The organism is Arthrobacter sp. NA-172, from assembly GCF_043952055.1.
In the GTDB taxonomy this organism is placed as follows: domain Bacteria; phylum Actinomycetota; class Actinomycetes; order Actinomycetales; family Micrococcaceae; genus Arthrobacter.
In genome coordinates, this window is the sequence record NZ_JBINOT010000001.1 from 1,691,110 (window position 1) to 1,705,966 (window position 14,857).

Here is a 14,857-nt window from a genome sequence, read left to right on the forward strand (position 1 = left end):
GTTTCCAAAGGCGGCGGGCGTTGCGGGATCAGTCACCGTGCAAGTCTATTGGCGTCTTTAGGCGGCCGCCTTCCAGGGCCGGCGGCTGCATCAGGGGCCGGCGCCGGCGTCAGCGGGCCGGATTCTCCCGGCGTCCGCGGGCCGGTGCCCCAGCGGGTAGCGTTGAGTCATGGCATTTCACCCGTCCGCTTGGCGACGCGCAGCATTGTTGGTCATCGGCGCAGGCACCCTGGCCGTGACGGCGTGCTCCTCCGGGGGTTCCGTCGCAAACGCCGACATCTCTGCGTGGAAGGCGACAACCATGCCCTCCGCCACGGGGGTGGTCCTGGAAGACTCCGGGAAGATTCCGAACCGTGACCCGCTGGTCAAGAGCTTCCCCGGTATCGCGGCGGGAACCTACACCTTGACTGTGGCTTGCGACGGCGGCGGCAAGGCATTCTTCGATGTTTCCTCAGGCGGGAAGCAGATCACGGAAGCCGGGGCGGCATGCAATGGCAGCCGCGAAACCTCCAGCATCAAAGTGCCCGCCGCAGGACCCTTGAGCATCAGCGCTAGCAGCGTGGATGCGCCCGTGATCTACGCGTACCAGCTAGTGCGAGCTTCGTAACTTTCGTCTCGATCACGGCTGCGGCCCGGCGTAGAGTCGGACCATGGGGTGGGTACTCGCCCTCAAGGTACCGGCGACGCGCGTGGCGATTTCCGCCGTCGCACTGTGTGGCGCGCTTGCGTGCGGCACGCTGACGTCTTGCGAATACACGTACGACGACGGGCGCGCCCAAGCGAGCAGTCCGCCGTCGGCAGCTTTCACGGATCCGGTACTTCCCAACGACCCGTCGTTGACTGAGACTGTCACCGGCGACGCACTGACGGCCTGGGCGCAGGACGTGCTCCCGGACGTGACGGGACAGTCCTTCTATAGCAGCTACGGATTACTTTCCCCCGGAGAATCCCACATCGAAGAGACAACGCAGCTTCCCGGCGGTTCGTATGCGGTGACGCTGGCTTGCCGAGGTACCCGCAGCGTCGAATTCACTGTGCGAAACGGGGGCGATGTGCTTGTTGAGCGCACGTTGCAATGTGGAACGACGCGGATCAACGTGCTGCAACTGGACAAGGACGCAGTCCTCGGCATGACCATAACGGCCGACGCTCCGGCGAACTTCGCGTACCGTGTGAGCCGGATCTAGACGCTGGGGTCTAGGCCGCTGGGATCTAGGCCGCTTGGGTCTAGGCCGCACAGCCTTCCGGGCAGCGAAGGGTCTCCGGGCTTGAAGCGCACTCGGCGCAATAAAGTGTCAGGTTGCGGCAACTCAGATTGGAGCAATTCTCGAACTTATTGGTAGGCGCCTGGCAGCGGACGCACTGACCGATGGTTTTGGCGTCCTCGCTGAATTCCACGTGCATACGCTTGTCAAAGACGTAGAGGGATCCTTCCCACAGGCCCTGGTCCTTGTACGTTTCGCCGTAGCGGACAATCCCGCCGTCGAGCTGGTAGACCTCTTTGAATCCGCGGTTCACCATGAGGCTGGACAGGACTTCGCACCGAATCCCGCCGGTGCAATAGGTGACCACGGGCTGGTCTTTGAGGTCGTCGTATTTCCCCGAGTCGAGTTCCTTGATGAAGTCGTGGGTCGTGGCAACGTCGGGAACGATCGCGTCCTTGAACTTGCCGATCTGCGCTTCGAACGCATTGCGGCCGTCAAAGAACTTCACTTCCTGCCCGGCCGCCTTCTTCTCCTCCAACAGCGCGTGGAGTTCTTCGGGCTCAAGGTGGGTTCCGCCGCCGACAACGCCCTTCTCGTCCACCTTCAGTTCCCCGGGGGCACCGAAGGACACGATCTCGTCGCGAACTTTGACGCTCAACCGGGGAAAATCTGCGGCTCCGCCTTCGGACCATTTAAAGTCGATGCCGTGGAAACCCTTGTACTCCTTGGTGGTCTTCACGTATTGCTTGACGTTGTTCAACTCCCCGCCGACAGTGGCGTTGATGCCGTCCCGTGAGATGAGGATGCGACCGGTCAAGCCGAGCTTCTCGCACAGGGCACGCTGCCAGAGACGCACGGCGTCCGGGTCCGCGATCGGGGTAAAGCCATAGAAGAGCACAATTCTGTTCAAAGCCACGTATTTAAGGGTACTTGGTGGCCCCAAACCTGCGTGTCGAGCACCCCTTCCAGCCACCCAAAGTGTTAACGGAGCTGTTACTGACGTCCCCTGTTGATTCGCAGACGGCTAGCATAGTCTCTCTACATGAGTCACGACGCCTTGGTTGGAGACATCGCTGATCTGTTGGAAGTCTGGGTAGCCGGCTGGTCGGGCTCCCGGAGTTACGAGACACGCAAGGAAGGCCGCTTCCCGGCAGCACTGCGTGCGGATATAACCGGCGACTGGGAATACTTTGCGCACGATCCCTCGGAGGCGGAGTTCTCCGATCTGGCCGCCAGGACCCGCGAAGCGGACACCCGCATCCTGACGATCCTCACCAACGACGTTGCGCGCTACACCCAACTGGCACAAGAGCACGGTCTGAACGTTACGTCCGATTCCCAGACCATGATGATCGTCGATATGGGAACCCAGGACGCGGAAGACCCGTGGCTCTCGGATGACGACTTGGAACTTGCGACTTCCGAGAGCAACGGCGTCCATTTCGCGGTGGTCCATGCCGATGACAAGGTGGCAGCCAGCGGCCAGGTTTTCGTGGTCAGGCAGGTGGCCGTGTTCGACAAGATTGTCACCGAACCCGACTTCCAGCGCCGGGGCCTGGGCAGCTTCATCATGAAAGCCCTCGCTGCGCAGGCGTTTGAGCACGACGTCGAAAGGGGCCTTCTCCTTGCTTCTCTGGACGGTCAGCACCTCTATTCGCACCTTGGCTGGAAGAACGTGAGCCAAGTACTTATGTTGTCCACAAAACGGGTCGACGAAGTCGACTTGTCTGTGGCGTAGTCCAAGAACCCGAAGCCTCGGCACGAATACTCCTGCATGAACAGTCCGGCGCCCACAGCGTCAGCGGCCGCGATGATACGCGTCGGTTTCCGGTGCGATGACAGAATGTTCAGGTGGATGCAACTGAATCGATGATCTCCCTGCTGGGCAGGAGCCCGGACCCGGAGCAGTTGCGACATGTCCGCATTATTCCGGCACGCAAGGCAGTCCATGAGGCGTGGCCGGGCTGGGCCCACCCCGATATCGTTGCCGCCTACGGAACCTTGGGGATCCATGAACCGTACCGGCACCAAATCGAAGCAGCCGAGCTCGCCCACTCGGGCCAACACGTAGTCATTGCCACGGGCACTGCCTCCGGTAAATCGCTTGCGTACCAGTTGCCTGCCCTCGACGCGATCCACCGGTCCGAGTTGCGGGTGCTGTCCGAACCGGGCAAGATCCACGACGACGGTGCGGTCACCTTGTATCTCTCCCCCACCAAAGCGCTTGCAGCGGACCAGCTGGCAGCGATCCGCTCGCTCAAGCTCCCCACGGTCAGGGCCGAAACGTACGACGGCGATACCGAGCAGTCCCAGCGCCGCTGGATCAGAGACCATGCCAACTTCATCCTCGCCAATCCCGACATGCTGCATTTCGGGATTCTGCCCAACCACACTTGGTGGGCCCGCTTCTTCCGACGGCTGCGCTACGTCATCGTGGACGAAGCCCACAGCTACCGCGGAGTGTTCGGATCCCACGTCGCCAATCTGATGCGCCGGCTTCGGAGAATCTGCGCCTACTACGGTGCCGGCACCTCCTTTCCTGAACCTGTGTTCATTGCGGCATCCGCTACTGCCGCGGACCCCGGAAATTCCTTTGCCCGTCTCATCGGGACTCCCGTGCGCGAGGTTTCGGAGGACTGTTCGCCACACGGCTCCACAACTGTCGCCTTCTGGGAACCTGCCCTCACCGAGCTGAAGGGAGAAAACGGAGCCAAGACCCGCAGGACTGCCGTCGCCGAAACCGCGGACATGCTGGCCAATCTGGTCTCCTCACGTGTCCGGACCATCGCCTTCATCAAGTCCAGGCGCGGTGCGGAGACGATTTCGTCCATCACCAAGCGTCTACTCGACGAGGTCGATCCCAGCCTGCCCCAGCGGGTGGCCGCGTACCGCTCCGGCTATCTCCCCGAAGAGAGACGCGCCTTGGAGAAGGCACTCCGCTCCGGTGAACTGCTGGGGATCTCCAGTACGTCGGCGTTGGAGTTGGGTATCGACATTTCCGGGCTGGACGCTGTGTTGGTCGCGGGCTGGCCTGGACGCAGGGCATCCCTGTTCCAACAGATCGGGCGGGCTGGCCGCGCGGGCCAAAACGCCATTGCCGCATTCGTCGCCAGCGACGATCCCCTTGACACTTACCTCGTCAACCATCCGGAGGCAATCTTTGATGTGTCGGTCGAGGCCACGGTTTTCGACCCCGGGAATCCCTACGTATTGGGCCCCCACCTGTGCGCGGCGGCTGCCGAGCTTCCGATCGCGCCGGCCGAGCTGGGCTTGTTCGGACCAACATCCGAGCCTCTGCTGAATCAATTGGTGGATCAGGGGTACCTCCGGAAGCGGCCCGCTGGCTGGTTCTGGACCCATCCCGAGAGCGCCGCGGCCATGGTGAACCTTCGCGCCGACGGTGGCGGTCCCGTGAGCATCGTGGACTCGGAGACTGGCTCCCTCCTGGGCACCATGGATTCGCCGCAGACGCACTACCAGGCTCATACGGGTGCCATCTACGTGCATCAAGGGGACAGTTATCTGGTCGAGGAACTGAACGAGGAGGACCATTGCGTAATGGTCCGCCGAGCCAACCCGGACTACTACACGACAGCCCGGGACGTGACGCAGATCGAGGTCCATGGAGACTCTCCGGACCATGGAATGGGGGGACGTCTCAGTTCACTTCGGGGAAGTGAAAGTAACAACACAGGTGGTCTCCTTCCAACGTAAGGCATTGATATCCAATGAGGTCTTGGGGGAAGAACCCTTGGAACTCGGGGCCAGGGATCTCTTCACCAAGGCAGTCTGGTTTCTGGTCCACAACCGTTCACTGACGGGTGCAGGCCTTATCGAGGCACAGTTCCCGGGTGCGCTCCACGCCGCCGAGCACGCAGCGATCGGGCTTCTCCCGCTGGTGGCTTCAAGCGACCGTTGGGACATCGGCGGTGTCTCAACAGCTCTTCACGCCGATACCGGAGTACCCACAATCTTTGTCTACGACGGCCATCCGGGCGGGGCAGGATTTGCCGAACGCGGATTCGAGAAAGCCAAGGTGTGGTTGACCGCTACAAGGGACGCCATCAAGGCGTGCGAGTGCGAGAACGGCTGCCCTTCCTGTGTCCAGTCCCCCAAGTGTGGCAACAAGAACAACCCATTGGACAAGGGTGCCGCAGTCACCCTGATCGACGTACTGCTGCGCGACGCCGTCTGACGACGAGGGAGCCGTCCGGCCTACGGCGGCGGACCGGCCCGTGAGCGGCCGGTCGCCGTCCCGAAAACCATGCCCCGAACCGACTCTGTGTGAATCTCCACGATCTCACCTCCGCGCACCGTGCAGGCCGACAACGACGCTCCATTCCGTGCGGCGATTTCGCCGGCGACGACGCAGGGGTCTCCGGTGGTCAAGCCACGGGCGGCGTCGGCGCCCGCGAGCGCAGCCAAGTCCGCGGCAGCAGCTGCACGATGCGCCATCGCTGCGGCTTGGGCGAACGTGAGGACTGCTGCCATAAGGATCATGACGACAAGACCCAGGGCGACGGCCAGGATGGTTCCGGAGCCACGGCCCGGATCGCTACACCATGTTCCGGCGCGGGCTATTCCGACCCCCACGCCACGCTTCGCCCCGTCGCGGCTGGCAACTGCGCGGGCTAGTCCGACCCCCACGCCATACTTCGCCCCGTCGCGGCTGGCAACTGCGCTTGCGGGCCCGGCGCTCACACCGCGACCCTTTCCTTACGGCCCCTCGTCCCTTCAGCGGGCACTGCGCCCTTGAAGTCGACACCACCGTCTCCGACATCGAGGACGGGCAAGGTGGCTGCCGACGCGCGAGGCGTCTCTCCCCTGGCCGACGCCGCGGCTGAAAGGCTCCACGGGATAAGGGAGCCCATTGGGCCAACAACCCTGGCTGAGACCGTCACTCTGATCCATTCCCCGTCCTCCGAAACGGCGGCCGAGGCGGCATCGCCGGCCATTTTCCGAACGATCCCGTCCACGGCCGCGTTGCCGTCGCCACGGGCCAGAGCCCGGGCCGCTGCCCTGGCTGCTTCTTCGAGACGGAGCTGGGTGATCCCCGCGGCCGATCCGGCCAGTGAGCAGCGCCAAAAGAAGTAGGACGGCGGGCAATGCCACGGCGAACTCCGCAGTGACCGCCCCGCCAGCGGAGCGCTTGGAACTCTCCTGCTTTTTCATGGCAGGGAGAGCGCGCTGCGAATGAGGTTGAGGAGGAAGCCGCGTACTTCCTCGCTGCGTAGGATGACCACAAGGAGTCCGGCGAAGCCCACCGCGGCAAGCGTGGCAATGGCATACTCCGCCGTGGCCATGCCAAGTTCCGAGCCCATGGACCGCTTTTTCGACCGTTCCGTTTTCTTCGAGTGCTTCGTTGCAGAAGAGTCATCGCGGGACCAATCTTGGCTTGATTCCCCAGCGGAATGCGTTTCGGCGGGACTCCGAACCGGCTCCCTTCCTAGAGAGCCCGGGAACAACTCAAGAACCTGGGCCTCCTGCCGAGAAGCGGCTCGGATCAACGTATCTGCGGTTGCATTCATTTTAATTCCTTTCGCTTGGACCGGCATGCTGCCAGCTCTACTTCGACTCTCCCGCCGGGATCCGGCCTTCAAAAGAGCCCAAGTCCCGTAAGTGGAAAACTTTCCTTCGGAGGGCCGTGTGGAGGGAAACTCAAGCGTCTAGAGCGGTCTTCGTGAACTGTTACTCCGCTGAAGGAAGCATGGCCAGAAGCACCGGCACGACGCCAAGACAGATAAAGGCAGGCAAGGAACACAAGCCCAGAGGGATCACGAGTTTCACGCCGAGGGCCGCGGCGCGCTTTTCCGCAGCCCTGAACTGTTCTCGCCGGAGGCGGGCTGCCTGGGCATAAAGTATGGCCGCAGATGGCGCGCCCGTCAGGGCTGCGAAGGAAAGGGCATCCTTCAGTTTTCGCGCCTCAGCGCATTGCTCGCCTGAACTCCGCCACGCCGTCTCCCAATCCGTTCCGACGTCAAGTCCGGCCACCACAATGCGCAGGGAGCGGCTGAGCTGCCGGGACGCGCAGCTGGCAATCAGTTCGAGGGACCGTCCGAGTCCGGCTCCGGAATCGAGCATCGCAGCCACCAATTCAAGCATCATGGGCACATTCCCCAGGCCTCCGTGCCCTTGGAAACTCGGAGCCGTGCCAAGGTCCGGGGCCTGTCGAGCCTCCTTCAGTGGAGCAGTGCTGCCAGGCGCGCCGTGGAGAGTCCGCAAGAGCGTGCGCCGGCGTACTGTTCCCGGAAGCGCCACCTCCAGGACTACTGCGGAAATCAGCACCATGGACACCGCAACCGCAGGGAAGGTCGGGTCCATTAGTCAACACCCGCCGCTGCGTGCACCAATCGCGACGACCAGATCCTACCGGCTACCGTCAGCAAAACCCCGGCCACGAGCGCCGCGATTCCGATGCCGTTGCCCAGCAGGATCCGCAATGGGTCCACCCCAAGCACCACGCCAAGCCCTAGCCCAAAAAGGGGCAGCCATGTCAGGAGGCGAACGGTGGCTTTCGGCCCCGCCAGTGCGGTCTGCCGAGCGTCTCCGGCGTCGTCCTCTGCCTCAAGCTGGGAGGCGAACCGCGTCAGCACGTCCGCCAACGGACATCCACTCGCCTCGGCAACGTCCAGGCAGGCGGCGAGTTCTCCCCAGATCCGCTGTTCCAGGGAATTCCCGCCCCCTAAATCCTTCGCCACGGACGTTCTGATGGCTGCGGCTACCGAAGTCCCGATGATCGAGGCCGCCCGCGCGGCCGCCAGAACACGAACGGATCCTGACGGCAGCTTGGGCACCCCCGAGGCATTGCTTCGTGCCCTGCCCACTCCGGAACCGCCAGGACGAACGCCGTGGCCCGCATCGCCATGTACCATCCACAGCTCTTCCCAAAGCCTCGACGGCGATCGGCCACCCCGAAGGAGCGCGGCAAGCTGCTGTACGAGCACCGTGAGCGGCAAAGCGTCGACGGGTGCGCGTCTCCAGGACATTCGCGCTACGGGCGCGGCAGTTAAGGCGGGCGTCAATGCGCGCAGTACCCGTTTGGCACGTCGCCTGGACGGTTGGAATGTCACCCATACAGCGGTGGCGAGCACGAATGCCAAGAATCCGGTCATGCGGCAACTCGACGGTGATCGGAGCTGGCCATTGGTTCTTGTGTCCCTGGCAGGAGCCATGGGTCCAGCTGAAGGCGCTCTGCGAGATCAGTCCAAGCAGGACCGGCGACGGCGGCCCCTGCCCGAAGCTCAACAGCAGGAACCACGAATTGGCCCGAAAGGCGGTCCGCCAGCAATCCGATGCACGAGACTCTTCGGCCGGCAGCCGTTCGTTCGAGGTGGACCACGGCGTCCACGGCCGTCGAGATCTGAAGCTGAACGGCTTCCTGGCTCAAGCCTGCGAGCGCGCCCAGAGCCACAAGCCTGGCCGGAACAGCAGCCGCAGTGTTTGCGTGAATCGTTCCGCCGCCGCCGGTGTGGCCGGTATTGAGGGCGGTCAATAGCTCACGGACCTCTGCCCCGCGGCATTCGCCCACCACCAGCCGGTCCGGGCGCATTCGCAGCGCTTGCCGGACGAGCTCGCCGAGATCGAGGGCGCCGCCGCCTTCAAGGTTTCCGTGCCTGGACTCAAGGGATACGACGTGCGGGTGCACCGGGTTCAGCTCCGCGGCGTCTTCAATCAGGACAAGCCGCTCCTTGGGATCGCTCAGCCCGAGCATTGTTGACAGCAGCGTGGTTTTCCCGGATCCGGTGGCGCCGCTGATCAGGAAGCTCAGCCTCCTTTGAACGATGGCCTGCAGCACCTGTTGAACGGGTGCTCCAAACATCCCTCCCGAGGAGAGCTCGTCCATGGAGAACACCTCTTCGCGCCGGATCCGCACTGACAGCAAGGTTCCCGCCGCGGAGATCGGCGGCAGCACAGCGTGGACACGGTACCCGCCATCCAGACGGACGTCGACGCATGGCGAACCGTCATCCAAACGGCGTCCACCAGCAGCGACGAGCCGGGAGGCCAGGGCACGAATTTGTGGTTCGCCGTCGAAGTGCAGCTGCGCTCTTTCCAGCCCTTTGCCGCGGTCGAACCAAACAGAGTCCGGGCCATTCACGAAAATGTCCGTCACCGCAGCATCCCGGGCAAGCTGCTGGAGAGGTCCCAGCCCGCTAAGTTCGGCACTGATCGAATCGACGGCCGCTAGCGCCCCGGCGGCTCCGAGCAGCCGGCCCGTTGCATGGACGGCAGCGGCAACGCGCGACGGAGTGACCGGTCCGGCGTCGGACATCACGGTGTCCCGGACGGTCTCAAGCAGGGCAGCATCCAGGCGTTGAGTCGAGCGTCGCCGCCCATCGCGTGGGAATCCAGAAGTACTCATGCTGCGTCGTCGATGAGGTGAAGGACGGACGCGGCAAAGCGGCGCACAGCCTTGCGCCTGCCGAATTCCAGAAGCCGTCCGAGCTCGGCCGCGCCGGCTGTTCCTCGAAGCTCGGGCAGGACACCGTGGAGGGGCAGTCCAAGAGATTCGGCAATGAGGGGTCCGTCCACTGCAGAAGCGGTGTTCCCGCGGATCACCAGAGCTGTATCCACAGGAGGCAGCTCATGCAACAACCCCGCGGAGGCGACTGCCGCGCGGAGCTGAGCCGGGGCTACCAGCAGGATCCTGTCGCAGTCCCAAGCGAAGCTGACAAGGGATTCCGTTCCCCGGCCGATGTCGACTACCACCAGCTCAAAGCTCCGCCTCGCGGCATCCAGAACAGCCGCAACCGCCCCTGGCTCCACGTCCAGCGGGCGGTCGCGGCTTCCCGGCCAAGACAGGAAGGAGAAGCCGCCAGCTATGGGCAGCGAGTCGCCTAACTGCCCAGGTCCGATGCTGCCGCTAGCGCCTGCAAGATCGGGCCAGCGCAGTCCGGGCGCGTCTTCAGCGGCGAGGCAAAGCTCCAGGCCGCCGCCCCTGCGATCGCCGTCGACCAACAACGTGCGCACCCCTTGCGCCGCCGCTTCCTGCGCCAACCAAACAGCAGCAGTGGATGCACCAGCCCCGCCGCACCCGCCGGTCACTCCGAGCACCAGGGCCTCCAGGGTCCGGGGCTTGGGATCTGCTGAGATGCTCCGCAAGCCAGGCCGCAGCCTCCGGTAATACGGCCACGCGTTCGGCGCCCAATGCAGCCCCTAATTGCCACAGAGTGTTCCCTTCACCATTGAGGCCAAGCAAGACGGAAGGGGCACGACGGCGGGGCGGGAGTTCGCGGATATCACTGCCGAGAAGCACCATCCCCACGGTGTCCCACACGGCCAAGGCCTCGGACGAATCGACGGCCGTCCGGAGGCTCGCGCCAACAGCAGCCGCGATCCTTTCCGTTTCTGCCCGTAACCGCGCGTTTCCCGTCACCAGCAGGATTTCGCCGGAATCGACCGGAAGCCATGGACCGATCCGGTGCCGGGGCGGGACATTGTCCAGCCGCAGGCCTGCCGCGTCCCGGCCCGTGGCGTCCGCCACCACTACCTTTGTCCTGTTGGAGATGTTGCCCGCTCATGAATCCACTCTCTCCGGTTCGCAGCGAGCCTTGAAGAACCGAATTCGCGTATGTGGATAAGTAATCCAAAGAACTCCGGTGGAGGGCGAGTCCGCTTTGCGGACGGCAGCAGTCCGCAAAGTGCGGGATTCCACGAAACCACAAGGCAGAATTGTCTTTATGTACCTGCTGCTCGCCGCCCATCCAGACGGCGCAGCCATTCAGGAAACCACTGCGGCTGGAGCAGCCGCAGCAGAGCCGCGCATCGTAGAAAAAGGCGACCTTCCCGGCGTCGTACGCGGGTTGGAAGCGAGGCGGCCGCGCTGGGTCTGGAGCCGGACGCAAGATTGGTACCCGGCGATGCTGCAGGCCGGAGTGGAGCTCGAACGTTGCCACGACCTCACGCTTTGCCGCGCCATCCTGGTTCATTCGGAGTTCACGGCTCACACGGACTATGCCCGCAGCGCGGAAAAGCTCACGCAAGACGACGAGATGACGGTTCCGCCGCGGGTCCTCCAGCCTCCACCGCCGCCGGCCGATCAGGACGCGCTGTTCGAGGACCTGGTCCCGCGCAGTACCGAGCCCGGCCTGCAAGAGATCCGCGCCGAGTTCGCAGCCCAACAACACGCGCTGAGCCAGGCATCCACCGAGGAAGGCCGGCAACACCGCCTGCGGCTGCTGCTGGCAGCGGAATCCGCCGGAGCCATGATCGCCACGGAAATGCAATTCACCGGCGTGCCGTGGCGAGAGACCTTGCACGAGGAAATCCTGGAAGGCCACCTGGGTCCCCGGCCGCTCCTCGGCCACCGGCCAGCCCGGCTCGAGGCTCTCTGCGTCGAGCTTCGGAAGATTCTCCAGACCCCGAAGCTGAACCCTGACTCACCCCGACTAGACCTCATGCGCGCCCTGCACAGGAACGGCATCGAGGTGAAGACAACCCGGCAGTGGGAGCTCAAGGAATCGAAGCATCCGGCCATCGAGCCGCTGCTGGAATACAAGAAACTCTCCCGTTTGTTCTCGGCGAACGGCTGGGCCTGGCTCGACGCATGGGTGAGCGAAGGGCGATTCCGTCCCGAGTACGTGGTGGGAGGTGTGGTTTCCGGTCGCTGGGCGTCGAGGGGAGGCGGGGCGTTGCAGATCCCCCGCCAAATCCGGGGCGCGGTACATGCCGATCCAGGGCACAAACTGATCGTCGCGGACGCGTCGCAACTGGAACCGCGCGTCCTGGTGGCACTCGCGCAGGACTCCAAGATGGCCGAAGCCGCGCGCGATAAGGACCTATACGCCGGCATCGCCGCACAAGGCTTCGGCGGCGATCGGTCCAAGGCGAAGATTGCTTTGTTGGGTGCAATTTACGGCGCCACAACGGGCGAATCGGGGCGGCTCATGCCGCAGCTCACCCGCACTTACCCCCGGGCAGTCGGGTTTGTTGAACAAGCGGCCCGCGACGGCGAAGCCGGCCGCACCGTGACCTCAAGGCTAGGCCGCAGCAGCCCGCCGCCGTCGGAACGTTGGCTCCGCAGCCAGCAGTCCACGACGGCGGAAGAACAGCGGCGCGCGGACAGCATCGCCCGCTCGCGCGGACGTTTCACGCGGAACTTTGTGGTGCAAGGTTCCGCTGCGGACTGGGCGTCATGCTGGCTGGCTGAACTTCGACGGCGGCTGCGGGCGATGGATGGCGGCACTGTGCCGGGCGGGGAACTCGTGTTCTTCCTTCACGATGAAGTCATGATCCACGCGCCGGCCGAGTCCGTAGAAGTCTGCATCGCGGCGATCGAGGAGGCCGCGTCCGCCGCTAAGGAGCTGCTGTTCGGGCGGATTCCGGTGGAATTTCCGGTGAGCATCGCCGTCGTCGATTCTTACGACAAAGCGAAGTAGGCGCCCACTTGCCCAAGGCTCAGCAGCAGAGGACGATTGCCCCGTGGGAAACAAAGGCCGGGCGTCATTGGCCGTGTACATCGCCTTCCAGCTGACGGAGCTGGAAGGCCAATTGCCCCTGATTGCAGCGGCCGACCCGGAAGCCGTGCACAACGCCAGGCTCGCCCTCCGCCGTCTCCGTTCAGTTCTCAGCTGCTTTCGCGGCATGACCCCAAAACTCCCCCGGCACGCCCGCGAGGAAATCGCTTGGCTGGCATCTTCGCTCGGCGAATCACGGGATGCGTATGTTCTGTCCCAGAGAATTCGGCTCTCCCTTGATACAAAGGACTCCTGGAATACGCCCGAGGCCCTGCGCGCGGCCGTCGATCAACTGGAAGCGTCAAGTGCTCGCTTGGCGGCTGCACTGGGTGGACATAAACGCAGCAGGAGAGCGGTGCGGGCGGCGAGGGCTGCGCTCTTGGATGCCTCTGACGACAAGGAATACAAGCACCCGACGGCGGACCTTGCGGAGCGCCTTCAGGCCCGGTGGGAGCGGCTGCAGCACAGCCTCGCCGAGGAGGCGGGCAGCGGTGACCCAGAGGTGCGCAATGCGGCGCTCCATCAGGCTCGCAAGGACGTCAAATGCCTCCGGTACTCAGTGGAGGCGGTCGCGGACGCCTTCAGCCACCGGGCTTCCGGAGTGATCCAACCGGCGATTGGCCTGCAGCGGCTGTTGGGTGAGCAACACGATGCAGTGGTGGCTGGAGAGTGGATCAGGGAACTGGCCAACACTCCCGGAGTTGACGCAGAAGATGCCCAAAGACTGGAGTCGATGGAGGTCCGGCGACGGCTCAGTGCGGAGGAAGAGTTCCGAATGGCCATTGCCGAATACCCCGTTCCGGCTCCGAGGCGCGCGCTCGCCTTCTAATTTGCGTTCTCATTGAGGCCCGGACAAACACCTGAAGGCCCTGGTGCTGGGATCAACGCTGGGCTCGGCGCGGGTGGAGGCTGGCGTAGGGCGTCGATGGCGGTGACGGTTCCCAGCCCAGCGATGAGGATGGCACAGCCGATAAGTGCGGAGGCCGTGAGGCGCTCGTGGAGGACGAGGACTCCGAGGGCTGCGGCCAGGAGTGGTTCAGCCAAGCTCAGGGTGCCGGCCGTCGGGGCGGTGGTGCGGTTCAACCCGTAGATGAATACGGCGTAGGCGGCGGCGCTCCCGGCCAGCCCGGTCCAGGCGATCAGCAGGAGTGTATTGGGGTCGGCCAGGTGGGTCGGGGTGGAGGGCCAAAAGTGGGGAGAGTGCGACTCCGGCGATGACCAGGGTGATCGTGGTGGCAGGCAGCGCCGGGACGCCGGCCTGGAGGAAGCGTTTGGCGGCGACAGTGTAGACGCCGTAGCAACTGCCGGACACCAGAGCGATCCCGATACCGGCGATGCTGGGCTGTGCCGCTGCCCAGGGATTGAGGAGTACCGCGCATCCGATCACCGCGGCGAGGGTACCGACCACCCAGCCAAGGGCGAGCTGTTCGCTGGTCCACCAGCGTGCGCACAAACCCGTAGCGACCGGCGCGACGCCGAGCGCGAACGTGGTGCCCAAGGCAGCGCCGAGCTGGTCGATGGCGTGCATGAACGTGATCTGGTAGACCCCGGTGGCCAGGGCCGCGAGCAGTACCCAGCCGATCACGCCTCGGCGGAGGACTTGTCGCCACGCCGCGAGCCTAGGGCGGAACGCGGCCAGAACGAGTCCGCCGACAAGCAAGCGCGCCACACCCACGGCGCCGGGGTCCGCGGCTGACGAGGCAAGTACCTGGGCAGGGCCGACGGTGCCCCAGAGAAGCGCGGCAACCAGAATACCTGCCGGTCCGACGGCCCGGGAACGTGCGCGAGGGTTGACGGTGACCGTGGCGGTCATGGCAACATTCCCATGCCGCCGACGATGCGGTCGCGGGTCACGTGCGCCGCGTGCGGCATGTCGACGACGAGCGAGTCGTCACGTCTGGCTGCTTGCACACGCACCTGACGGAGCTTCCCGGGCTCGGCGGCAAGGATCGCGCATCCCGACCGGGGCAGGCCCGTGTGATCTCCGCCGTCCGCATCGGTGCCCCCTTGGGCCCGCAGCCCCGGGACTGCGGGCCCGGTGGGAGCGGCGACGGAGGCGGCCGCCTTCACGATCCGGCCCGGCGGCAGCGTGCTGTCCACAACGATGACCCAATCCAGTCGTGCCTCTCGGGTGGACTCGCTCGTCCGGACTTCGTCTGCGGCGAAGTCAATAATCTGTTCAATCATTCAGAAATC

At 64.5% G+C, this 14,857-nt stretch carries 15 protein-coding genes and 2 pseudogenes; 6 read left to right on the forward strand and 11 right to left on the reverse strand.

The genetic code is table 11. The features are described 5' to 3' along the window. Positions 1 to 169 precede the first annotated feature (169 nt). Positions 170 to 607: a hypothetical protein gene (locus tag ACF0H6_RS08410; protein WP_395249202.1), complete on the forward strand. Its 438-nt coding sequence runs from the start codon at positions 170 to 172 to the stop codon at positions 605 to 607. 43 nt (positions 608 to 650) lie between these two features. Further along, complete coding sequence (locus ACF0H6_RS08415; RefSeq protein WP_395249203.1) at positions 651 to 1,187, forward strand: DUF6023 family protein; 537 nt, start codon at positions 651 to 653, stop codon at positions 1,185 to 1,187. 40 nt (positions 1,188 to 1,227) lie between these two features. Here ACF0H6_RS08415 and ACF0H6_RS08420 read toward each other — a convergent pair whose 3' ends face one another. Next, positions 1,228 to 2,121, reverse strand: coding sequence for a rhodanese-related sulfurtransferase (locus ACF0H6_RS08420; RefSeq protein ID WP_395249204.1), 894 nt, complete (start codon positions 2,119 to 2,121; stop codon positions 1,228 to 1,230). Positions 2,122 to 2,247: 126 nt separating this feature from the next. Between ACF0H6_RS08420 and ACF0H6_RS08425 the strand changes: the two genes are divergently transcribed. Together ACF0H6_RS08425 and ACF0H6_RS08430 are read left to right on the forward strand one after the other, a co-directional pair. Further along, positions 2,248 to 2,943: a GNAT family N-acetyltransferase gene (locus ACF0H6_RS08425; RefSeq protein ID WP_395249205.1), complete on the forward strand. Its 696-nt coding sequence runs from the start codon at positions 2,248 to 2,250 to the stop codon at positions 2,941 to 2,943. Positions 2,944 to 3,074: 131 nt separating this feature from the next. Continuing rightward, positions 3,075 to 5,400: pseudogene (locus tag ACF0H6_RS08430) on the forward strand (DEAD/DEAH box helicase). A 20-nt stretch (positions 5,401 to 5,420) separates the two neighbouring features. Here the strand turns inward: ACF0H6_RS08430 and ACF0H6_RS08435 are convergent. The 7 genes and pseudogenes from ACF0H6_RS08435 to ssd all read right to left on the reverse strand — a co-directional run bounded on the left by ACF0H6_RS08435 (position 5,421) and on the right by ssd (position 10,307). Further along, the gene (locus ACF0H6_RS08435) at positions 5,421 to 5,906 is read right to left on the reverse strand and encodes an Rv3654c family TadE-like protein (protein ID WP_395249206.1); all 486 of its coding nucleotides are present in this window, start codon (positions 5,904 to 5,906) and stop codon (positions 5,421 to 5,423) included. Continuing rightward, positions 5,903 to 6,346: a TadE family type IV pilus minor pilin gene (locus ACF0H6_RS08440; RefSeq protein WP_395249910.1), complete on the reverse strand. Its 444-nt coding sequence runs from the start codon at positions 6,344 to 6,346 to the stop codon at positions 5,903 to 5,905. The genes ACF0H6_RS08435 and ACF0H6_RS08440 overlap by 4 nt, the downstream gene beginning before the upstream one ends. 27 nt (positions 6,347 to 6,373) lie before the next feature. Further along, a pseudogene (locus tag ACF0H6_RS08445) lies at positions 6,374 to 6,532 on the reverse strand (DUF4244 domain-containing protein); the annotation flags it as partial. A gap of 361 nt (positions 6,533 to 6,893) precedes the next feature. After that, on the reverse strand, positions 6,894 to 7,526 hold the full coding sequence (locus ACF0H6_RS08450; RefSeq protein ID WP_395249207.1) for a type II secretion system F family protein: 633 nt from the start codon (positions 7,524 to 7,526) through the stop codon (positions 6,894 to 6,896). After that, positions 7,526 to 8,317, reverse strand: coding sequence for a type II secretion system F family protein (locus ACF0H6_RS08455; protein ID WP_395249208.1), 792 nt, complete (start codon positions 8,315 to 8,317; stop codon positions 7,526 to 7,528). The genes ACF0H6_RS08450 and ACF0H6_RS08455 overlap by 1 nt, the downstream gene beginning before the upstream one ends. Beyond that, positions 8,314 to 9,567, reverse strand: coding sequence for a TadA family conjugal transfer-associated ATPase (locus ACF0H6_RS08460; RefSeq protein WP_395249209.1), 1,254 nt, complete (start codon positions 9,565 to 9,567; stop codon positions 8,314 to 8,316). The genes ACF0H6_RS08455 and ACF0H6_RS08460 overlap by 4 nt, the downstream gene beginning before the upstream one ends. Next, on the reverse strand, positions 9,564 to 10,307 hold the full coding sequence (ssd, locus tag ACF0H6_RS08465; protein ID WP_395249210.1) for a septum site-determining protein Ssd: 744 nt from the start codon (positions 10,305 to 10,307) through the stop codon (positions 9,564 to 9,566). Before ssd ends, ACF0H6_RS08460 begins: the two co-directional genes overlap by 4 nt. 578 nt (positions 10,308 to 10,885) lie before the next feature. On the opposite strand from ssd, the gene ACF0H6_RS08470 reads away from it, so the two are divergent. Continuing rightward, positions 10,886 to 12,583, forward strand: a complete 1,698-nt coding sequence (locus ACF0H6_RS08470) for a bifunctional 3'-5' exonuclease/DNA polymerase (RefSeq protein WP_395249911.1) — start codon at positions 10,886 to 10,888, stop codon at positions 12,581 to 12,583. A gap of 43 nt (positions 12,584 to 12,626) precedes the next feature. Further along, a complete protein-coding gene (locus ACF0H6_RS08475; RefSeq protein ID WP_395249211.1) occupies positions 12,627 to 13,490 on the forward strand; it encodes a CHAD domain-containing protein in 864 nt (287 codons plus the stop codon). On the opposite strand, the gene ACF0H6_RS08480 is transcribed toward ACF0H6_RS08475, so the two are convergent. The 3 genes from ACF0H6_RS08480 to ACF0H6_RS08490 are packed head-to-tail and all read right to left on the reverse strand — an operon-like array spanning position 13,487 to position 14,848. Continuing rightward, entirely contained in the window at positions 13,487 to 13,807 is a 321-nt protein-coding gene (locus ACF0H6_RS08480; protein ID WP_395249912.1) for an EamA family transporter, read from the reverse strand. The genes ACF0H6_RS08475 and ACF0H6_RS08480 overlap by 4 nt on opposite strands. Next, positions 13,698 to 14,474, reverse strand: a complete 777-nt coding sequence (locus ACF0H6_RS08485) for a DMT family transporter (RefSeq protein WP_395249212.1) — start codon at positions 14,472 to 14,474, stop codon at positions 13,698 to 13,700. Before ACF0H6_RS08485 ends, ACF0H6_RS08480 begins: the two co-directional genes overlap by 110 nt. Continuing rightward, entirely contained in the window at positions 14,471 to 14,848 is a 378-nt protein-coding gene (locus tag ACF0H6_RS08490) for a DUF2000 family protein (RefSeq protein ID WP_395249213.1), read from the reverse strand. The genes ACF0H6_RS08485 and ACF0H6_RS08490 overlap by 4 nt, the downstream gene beginning before the upstream one ends. Between the last annotated feature and the right edge of the window lie 9 nt (positions 14,849 to 14,857).